Below are 7,171 nucleotides of genomic sequence, written 5' to 3' on the forward strand. Positions count from 1 at the left end.
GCCCCCGAACCGGGTCGGCAGCGTGACGGCTGGCTGACAGCGCTGTCAGTTTCACCTGGTGGTATGCGACCGGGGACCAGTGTGGGAGCGGGCACGCCCGCTCCCACAGTTACCGTGCATGAGTTTCTGCAGTCGCTCAGGCTAGAAGCCGATGAAGGCGTAGTACACCGGAGTTTCACTGGTAGTGCGCAAACCAAGCCCCTGCAAGCTCGCGACCAGCGTTTCATCCTGCACATGCAAGGTCCACTGCCCATCGTCATCCCACTGCTCGCGCGCCAGCGCCGTGGCAAACGCGCCCATGTCCGGCAGGTAGGCGGTAAAGCCATTGCCCTTGAGCGCACTGGTGGTCATGCCCAGCGCCTGGCACACCGCCACCTTGGCGGCAATGTCATCGCGGTCGGCCTGCCGTGACGCTTGCACCAGCGCTTCCAGTTCCGCATCGACCAGTCGCGTGCCGTGAATCAGTTCCGGCCCTTGCTGCCAGGCCTCCGGCGGGCAGTCCTTGCTGGCCGGGCGCAGCGGAATGTGCGGGTTGATTTCCACCGGGTAGATGCGACAGACCAACGGTCGCTGGTCGTAGATGGTGCACAGGTCGTTGTCGCCGAGGTTGCGGCATCGGCCGGGGTTGAACGCGGCGAAGGTCACCGACACGCGTGCCTCGCCGTTGCCGCAAGCCACGGGATACGAGCGGCGCAGCACATGTTCGCGCTGCTCAGGCGGCATACCGGGGCCATCAGTCACGAAGGCCTCGATCAGCACTATCACCTGACCGGCATCATCTGCCCACCGGCGGGCCTCGGCCAGCGTCAGGGGCACGTGGTGACCGGTGCAGCACTTGCCGCAGCCGGTACAACCGAATCGCAAGCTGTCGGTCACTTGGCTTCCGGGCTCCACTCGCTGATGAAGGCACGCTGGTGCTGGCGGTCGTACAGGCACAGCTCGGTGCCGGTGCGTTGCTGCATGTGCTTCTGCGGATAGACGCCTTCGACGAGCAGGGCGCTCATGCCAACCTGGTCATCGAACTCGGCGGGCTTGCCGCGGGCGTGGGCATCCTTGAACTGGCTGGCGGCCAGGCAGGCCTTGAGCATCTGTTGGCGCTGCTCGTTCCAGGCCTGGCTGCTGGAGGCCTGGGCGATACCGCTGAAGAGGGCGCAGGTGATCAGGATAGAGCTGAAAAACTTCATACGCGATTCCGGCAATTTGCTTGCGAGGGGCGCGAATTATGCCCGACTCACCCCCGGCGGCAAGCCGGGGAGTTTGTCGCTTAATATATCAGTGCTCGGCAAACACCACGGTACGCGCGGCCACCACCAGACAATCGGTCAGCTCTGGCGAGGAGAACTTGGTGAGGATGGCGTTGGCCCCGGCCTGGGTTGCCTTCTCGCTGCTCATTGCGCTGTCCAGCGAGGTGTGCAGCAGCACGTACAGGTGCTGGAAGTCAGGGGTTTCGCGCAGGGTGCGGGTGAAGGCATAGCCGTCCATTTCGCTCATTTCGATGTCGGAGACGATGATGTTGATCTCCTGCGCGGTGCCTTGCAGCTCCAGCAACACGTTGATGGCGTCCTTGGCGCTGCGCGCGGTGTGGCATTCGATGCCCAGGTTGCGCAGGGTGTGCACAGACTGCTGCAGGGCCACCTGGCTGTCGTCCACCACCAGGATGTTGGCGGCGGCCAGCAGGCTGGCGTCTTCTTCGCTCAAGGTGCCGTGAGCTGGTTCGGCCTGCGGTGGGGCGATGGAGTGGATGACTTTTTCGATGTCCAGCACCTGCACCAGGGTGTTGTCGACCCGCGTCACGCCGGTGATGTACGAGCGGTTGCCCGAAGCAAAGGGCGGCGGTTTGATGTCGGTGCTCAGGCAATGCACGATGCGGCTGACCGCCTGCACATGCAGGCCTTGGCGTGAGCGGCTGATTTCAGTGACGATCAGGCAGCCGCCTTGCGGGTCTTCCAGGGGCCGTTCGCCAATGGCGCGCGACAGGTCGATAACCGACAGCGAATGGCCACGCAGGGTCGCCACACCTTTCACGTTGGGGTGCGATTCCGGCAGTTTGGTCAGCGGCGGGCAGGGGATGATCTCGCTGACCTTGAGCAGGTTGATTGCCATCAACTTGCCGCTGCGCAGGGTGAACAGCAGCAGGGACAACGAGTCCGCGCGGGCATTTTGCGTGGCCATGGTGACCTTCGGTGGGGAACAGGGGATAACCGGTTATCGGCCTGTTTTGGTCGGGCTTTAGCTTTGCTTTGCCGGCAATGGCCCAATCGCTCAGGCTCGCTCATTTCCCTGTAGGAGCAGCCTTGTGCTGCGAAGAGGCCGGCAAGGCAAAAGATCATCTTGGGCAGCGATGGCCTCTTCGCAGCACAAGGCTGCTCCTACAGCCACTACCGTTCGCGCAGTGCCTCCTTGGCCCGGTTCAGCGGCTTGATCAGGTAATCGAGGATGGTCTTCTCACCGGTGCGGATATCCACCGTGGCAATCATCCCCGGCACGATCGCAAAATGCTTGCCGGCCTTGTTCTGCAAGCTGTCCTGCTCGGTGCGGATGAACACCCGGTAGTAGTAGATTTCCGGTTTCACCTCATCCTGCAGGGTGTCCGGCGAAATACCTACCACCTTGCCTTCCAGCCCGCCATACACCGAATAGTCATAGGCACTGATCTTGACCTTGGCCGCCTGGTCCGGGTGAATGAAGGCGATATCGCGCGGCGCGATGCGGGTTTCGATCAGCAGGCGTTCGTCCATCGGCACGATCTTCATCACCTGGCCACCGGGCTGCACCACGCCGCCCAGGGTGTTGACCTCGATGTCCTTGACGATGCCACGCACCGGTGAGCGCAAGGTCAGGCGGGTAAGCGAGTCACTGCGCCCGCGGACCACTTCCGACAGGCTGTCGGCCTCGGCGCTGGCTTTGGCCAGCTCTTCCCGGGCACGTACCAGGTAGTCGGAGCGGGCTTCGTTGGCCTTGAGCTCCAGTTCCGAACGCTGGCGGTTCAGGCGAATCACTTCGACCCGGCTTGAGGCGCCCATCTTTGCAAGGTTCTCGGTAATCTTCAGCTCGCTACGCACCAGTTGCAGCGAGTCCTGGATGCCCGCCAGGGTCTGCTCCAGCCCGCGGCGGCGGGTCTGGTACAGCGCGGTTTCTGCGTCGATCAGGTCGGGCGAGTCGCGCAGGCTTTCGGGGAAGGTCAGCGGCTTGCCCGTCACCTCTGCCTGCAGGCGGGCCTGGCTGGCCTTGGCAGCGCGGTACTTGGCTTCGCTCTCGCCGACACTGGAGGCGGTCTTGGTCGGGTCGAGCTGGGCCAGCACCTGGCCGCGCTCGACCAGGTCGCCTTCGGCCACGCTCATCTGCGCGACGATGCCGCCCTCGAACGACTGGATCACCTGCTCCCGCGAACTGGGGATCACCTTGCCGGTGCCGGTGGACACTTCGGTCACCTCGAACCAGGCGGCCCAGGCCAGGAATGCGGCCAGCATCAAGGCACAGATGGTGATGATGCGGCCGGCGCGGAACACCGCCTGGTCGTCCTGCCCATCCAGGTAGGAGGCCGGGAGTTCATGGTTGCTCATGCCTGGGCTCCTTGCAGTTTGGCCAGCGCGGCATCGCGGGTGTCATCGATGACGATGCGCCCGCCGTCCAGCACCAGGATGCGGTCGACCCGTTGCAGCACGCTCAGGCGGTGGGTGGCGATCACCAGGGTGCGGCCCTGGCAGAAGCGTTCGAGGTTATCCAGCAGTTTGCGCTCGGTCATGTCGTCCAGCGACGCAGTCGGCTCGTCCAGCAGCAACACTTGCGGCTGGCGCACCAGCAGGCGCGACAGCACCAGGGCCTGGCGCTGGCCGCCGGACAAGCCCAGGCCGCCTTCCAGGATCAGGTGGTCCATGCCCTTGGGCAGGCGGCGGACGAAGTCCAGCGCGCCCGTGGCAGCCAGCGCGGCCACCAGCTCCTGGTCACTGGCCTGGCCGGCGCCGAGGGTGAGGTTTTCCCGCAGGGTTCCGTGGAACAAACGCGCGTACTGTGGCAGCAGGCCCACGTCACGGCGCAGGTCGGCAGGGTCGAGGTGGCCCATGGCGATGCCGTCCAGGCTGACCTCGCCTTGCACCAGGTCCATGGCCCCTCCCAGGGCTTGCAGCAGGGTCGACTTGCCGGCGCCGTTGCGCCCGAGAACGGCAATGCGCTCGCCCGGCTGGATATCCAGCTGGCCGATGTTCAGCACTGGCGGGGACTCCTCGCTGTAGCGGAAGTTGGCCTGGCGGAGGCGGTACTCGCCACGAATCGCCGGCAAGTGCACGCGGGCTTCGCCTTCGGGGTGGTCGACCGGTGACTGCATCAGCTTGTCCAGCCCTTGCAGGGCCACCTTGGCCTGCTGCCAGCGGGTCAGTACATGGGTCAGTTGCGCCAGTGGCGCCATCATCCGTGACGACAGCATCGACGCCGCCACCAGGCTACCGGTAGTAAGGTCGCCGGCGATGACCATCGGCGCGCCGACCACGATGACCACGGCAAACACCGCGCCCTGCACGTTCTGGGTCCAGGTCACCAGGCCGTTGGTGAGGGTGCGCAGGCGCAGGTTGGTGTGGGCGCAGGCGGCGTTGTACTGGTTCCACTGCCGCTCGAAGCGTGCTTCGGCCTGCAGTGCCTTGATCTCGTCCAGGCCCTGGATGCTTTCTACCAGCATCGCGTTGCGCAGCGCCGACTCGCGCATGGAGGCATTGGCCAGCCGCGCCAGGCGCCGTTGCGCCAGCACCCCAGGCACCACCATCGCCAGCAAAGCGACCAGCGGGATGAACACCAGCACGCCGCCGATCAGCCAGAACACGAACAGGAACAGCAGGAAGAACGGCAGGTCGGCCAGCGCCGTGGCGGTGCTGGAAGTGATCAGGTCGCGGATCGATTCCAGCTCGCGAAGTTGCGAGATGAACGAACCGGTGGACTTCGGCCGCACCGAGTTGCGCAGGCGCAAGGCATGCCCGTAGACCAGGTCGCTCACCCGCAGGTCGGCGCGTTTGCCGAGCAGGTCGGTCACCTTCAGCCGCAGCAGGCGCATGCTGAAGTCGAACACCAGCGCCAGCACTACACCCCCGAACAGCACGTACAGGGTTGGCAGCGACTCGGCCGGGATCACCCGGTCGTACACCTGCATCGAGAACAGAACCCCCGCGAGGGCCAATACGTTGGCTACCAGCGAGGCGACCATCACCTGCCCATAGGGGCGCAGGTCGCGCAGCACGATGCGGGCAAACCAGTGGCGGTCGTAGGGTGCGGTGTAGTCATCGGTGCGCACATCGCGCAGCGGCCGTGCCGGGCGCAGCAGCGCAACGCGGTTGATGCGGCCCTTGAGGCTGTCGCGGGGCAGGCGAGAGGTCAGGCCCTGGTCACCGGCAAACACCACCGCCAGGTCGTCCTCTTCGGTGACCGACTCCACCACCGCCAGCTGGCCATCGTCCAGTTCCAGTACCAGCGGTGTACGCCACTGTCTCAAGCCCTTGGCGTCGAAGCGCACGAAGCGCAGGGCCAGGCCGGCCTGGCGCGCCATGTGGCGAAGGATTTCATCCAGCGGGCGGGCATCCTCGACGGCGGCCAGGCGAATACGCTGGGGCGACACGTCCAGGCGGTAGTGGTGCGCCACCTGCAGCATCACTTCCAGCCAAGGCCCAAGGTCCGGTCGATGAGGCGCTTCGGCCGCGGGGGCCGTGGGCTGTTCAGGCAGGGTCACATTGATCGAATCGGTCATGGCTGGATCTCCACCCCTTGCAGGTTGCGCCCCTCAAGGCCAAAGGCCGTGCGCAGGGCGCCGGTGTTGTACAGGCAGTCGACATCCAGGCGCAGCAGGTCGGAGCGGGTGCCTGCGAGTTCGAAGCGTGACTGGTAGATCTCCTGCTCGGCGTTGAGCAGGTCGAGCAGGGGCCGCGTGCCCAGGTCCAGGTACTGGCGGCCGTAGAGCATGCGCGCTTCCTGGATGCTGACCTGGCGCGCTTCCAGCGAAGTCAGCCTGCGGCCTAGCCCGGAGGTTTGTGCCATGGCCTCGGCCAGGCCACGACGGGCTTGCAGGCGGGCCGCGTCTTCGGCGGAGTCGGCGGCGGTCAGGGCGTGGCCGGCTGCGCGGCTGCGGGCGCTGATGGCACCCCCTTGATAGATAGGCACCTCGACGTTCAGGTAGATGCCTGCCTGGGTGCGGTCCATGCGTGAGTTGTCGCGGTTGTAGTCGTTGTCCAGGTAGTGGTTGACCTGCGGTTGCAACGACAGGGTCGGGTACGCCTCGGCCTTGGCCTGGGCCAGCTCGGCCTGGCCCTGGGCGCGCTGGGCCAGGGCCATGAGCACAGCAGGCAGGCGGTCATCGCCTTGCGAGGGCCGCTTGCAGGCTTGGTTCAGCGCTGCTGGCGAATCCTCGGCCAGCGCCGGTGGGGTGATGCGCCCCATCAGTGCCGCCAGGGTCGAACGCCAGCGCTCGTACTGCGACTGGTATTCCTCAAGCGTGGCGCGGGCGCTTTCCACCCGGGACTCGGCCTGCACCACGTCGGAGCGGGTGCTGGCGCCCATGTCGCTGCGCTGGCGGGCCATGCCGGCAATGTCACCGACCCCGCGAATCTGGTCGCGGGCAATGGTCATCAGTTGCTCGTAGCGGCGGGTTTCGATCCAGGCATAAGCGGTGTCGCGGGCCAGGTCGTCGACCACCAGCAGGATATTGGCCTGGGCGCGCGCGGCGGCCGCCTCGGCCGCGCTGACGGCGCTGTCGACCTTGCCGAAGTCGTAGAGCATCTGCTTGAGCGACAGGTTCAGGGCCTGGCTGTTGCGGTCGCCGCCATAACCGGTGTCATAACCGGTGCGGATACCGCCGGAAATCTGCGGGTAATACCCCGCGCGGGCGACGTTGATGCCTTCGCCCTGCTTGTACAGGTTGCCGATGGCCTCGGCGATGCTGGGGTGCCATTGCGCTGCCTGCAGCACCGCATCGGTCAGCTGCAGCCGCTCGCCACTGGCGACCGGGGCCATGCCGGTGGGGGGGCGGGCAGGCACTGCATCGGGCGCATCGCGTAACAGCGATGGCCCGACCTGGCGCAGTTGAGGGTCTATGTCATCGGCTGCCTGGGCAACCGGGTGGAAGTTCAGGGCCAGAAGCCCGAAGGCTCCCAGCAACAGCGGTGACAGCGGACTGCTTCGCTTCACATAGTTCCCT

The 7,171-nt window shown here is 65.8% G+C and carries 6 protein-coding genes; all 6 read right to left on the bottom strand.

Features of this window, described 5'->3' with window-relative positions:
* Positions 1 to 141: 141 nt before the first annotated feature.
* Complete coding sequence (locus SB756_RS10040; RefSeq protein ID WP_410910770.1) at positions 142 to 876, bottom strand: YkgJ family cysteine cluster protein; 735 nt, start codon at positions 874 to 876, stop codon at positions 142 to 144.
* Positions 873 to 1,184 carry a hypothetical protein gene (locus SB756_RS10045; protein ID WP_016501439.1) on the bottom strand — a complete coding sequence of 104 codons (312 nt, stop codon included), beginning with the start codon at positions 1,182 to 1,184 and terminating at the stop codon, positions 873 to 875. Before SB756_RS10045 ends, SB756_RS10040 begins: the two co-directional genes overlap by 4 nt.
* An 88-nt stretch (positions 1,185 to 1,272) precedes the next feature.
* Entirely contained in the window at positions 1,273 to 2,172 is a 900-nt protein-coding gene (locus SB756_RS10050; protein WP_016501438.1) for a chemotaxis protein, read from the bottom strand.
* 206 nt (positions 2,173 to 2,378) lie between these two features.
* Complete coding sequence (locus SB756_RS10055; RefSeq protein WP_410910771.1) at positions 2,379 to 3,563, bottom strand: HlyD family type I secretion periplasmic adaptor subunit; 1,185 nt, start codon at positions 3,561 to 3,563, stop codon at positions 2,379 to 2,381.
* A complete protein-coding gene (locus tag SB756_RS10060) occupies positions 3,560 to 5,728 on the bottom strand; it encodes a type I secretion system permease/ATPase (protein WP_016484934.1) in 2,169 nt (722 codons plus the stop codon). Before SB756_RS10060 ends, SB756_RS10055 begins: the two co-directional genes overlap by 4 nt.
* Positions 5,725 to 7,161 carry a TolC family outer membrane protein gene (locus tag SB756_RS10065; protein WP_341797597.1) on the bottom strand — a complete coding sequence of 479 codons (1,437 nt, stop codon included), beginning with the start codon at positions 7,159 to 7,161 and terminating at the stop codon, positions 5,725 to 5,727. Before SB756_RS10065 ends, SB756_RS10060 begins: the two co-directional genes overlap by 4 nt.
* Between the last annotated feature and the right edge of the window lie 10 nt (positions 7,162 to 7,171).

The organism is Pseudomonas sp. SIMBA_068, assembly GCF_046534705.1.
Classification (GTDB): domain Bacteria; phylum Pseudomonadota; class Gammaproteobacteria; order Pseudomonadales; family Pseudomonadaceae; genus Aquipseudomonas; species Aquipseudomonas putida.

Coding starts and splice junctions, on each gene's coding strand:
- SB756_RS10045 (WP_016501439.1), bottom strand. CDS start 1,184: ATGAAGTTTTTCAGCTCTATCCTGATCACCTGCGCCCTCTTCAGCGGT.
- SB756_RS10050 (WP_016501438.1), bottom strand. CDS start 2,172: ATGGCCACGCAAAATGCCCGCGCGGACTCGTTGTCCCTGCTGCTGTTC.
- SB756_RS10055 (WP_410910771.1), bottom strand. CDS start 3,563: ATGAGCAACCATGAACTCCCGGCCTCCTACCTGGATGGGCAGGACGAC.
- SB756_RS10060 (WP_016484934.1), bottom strand. CDS start 5,728: ATGACCGATTCGATCAATGTGACCCTGCCTGAACAGCCCACGGCCCCC.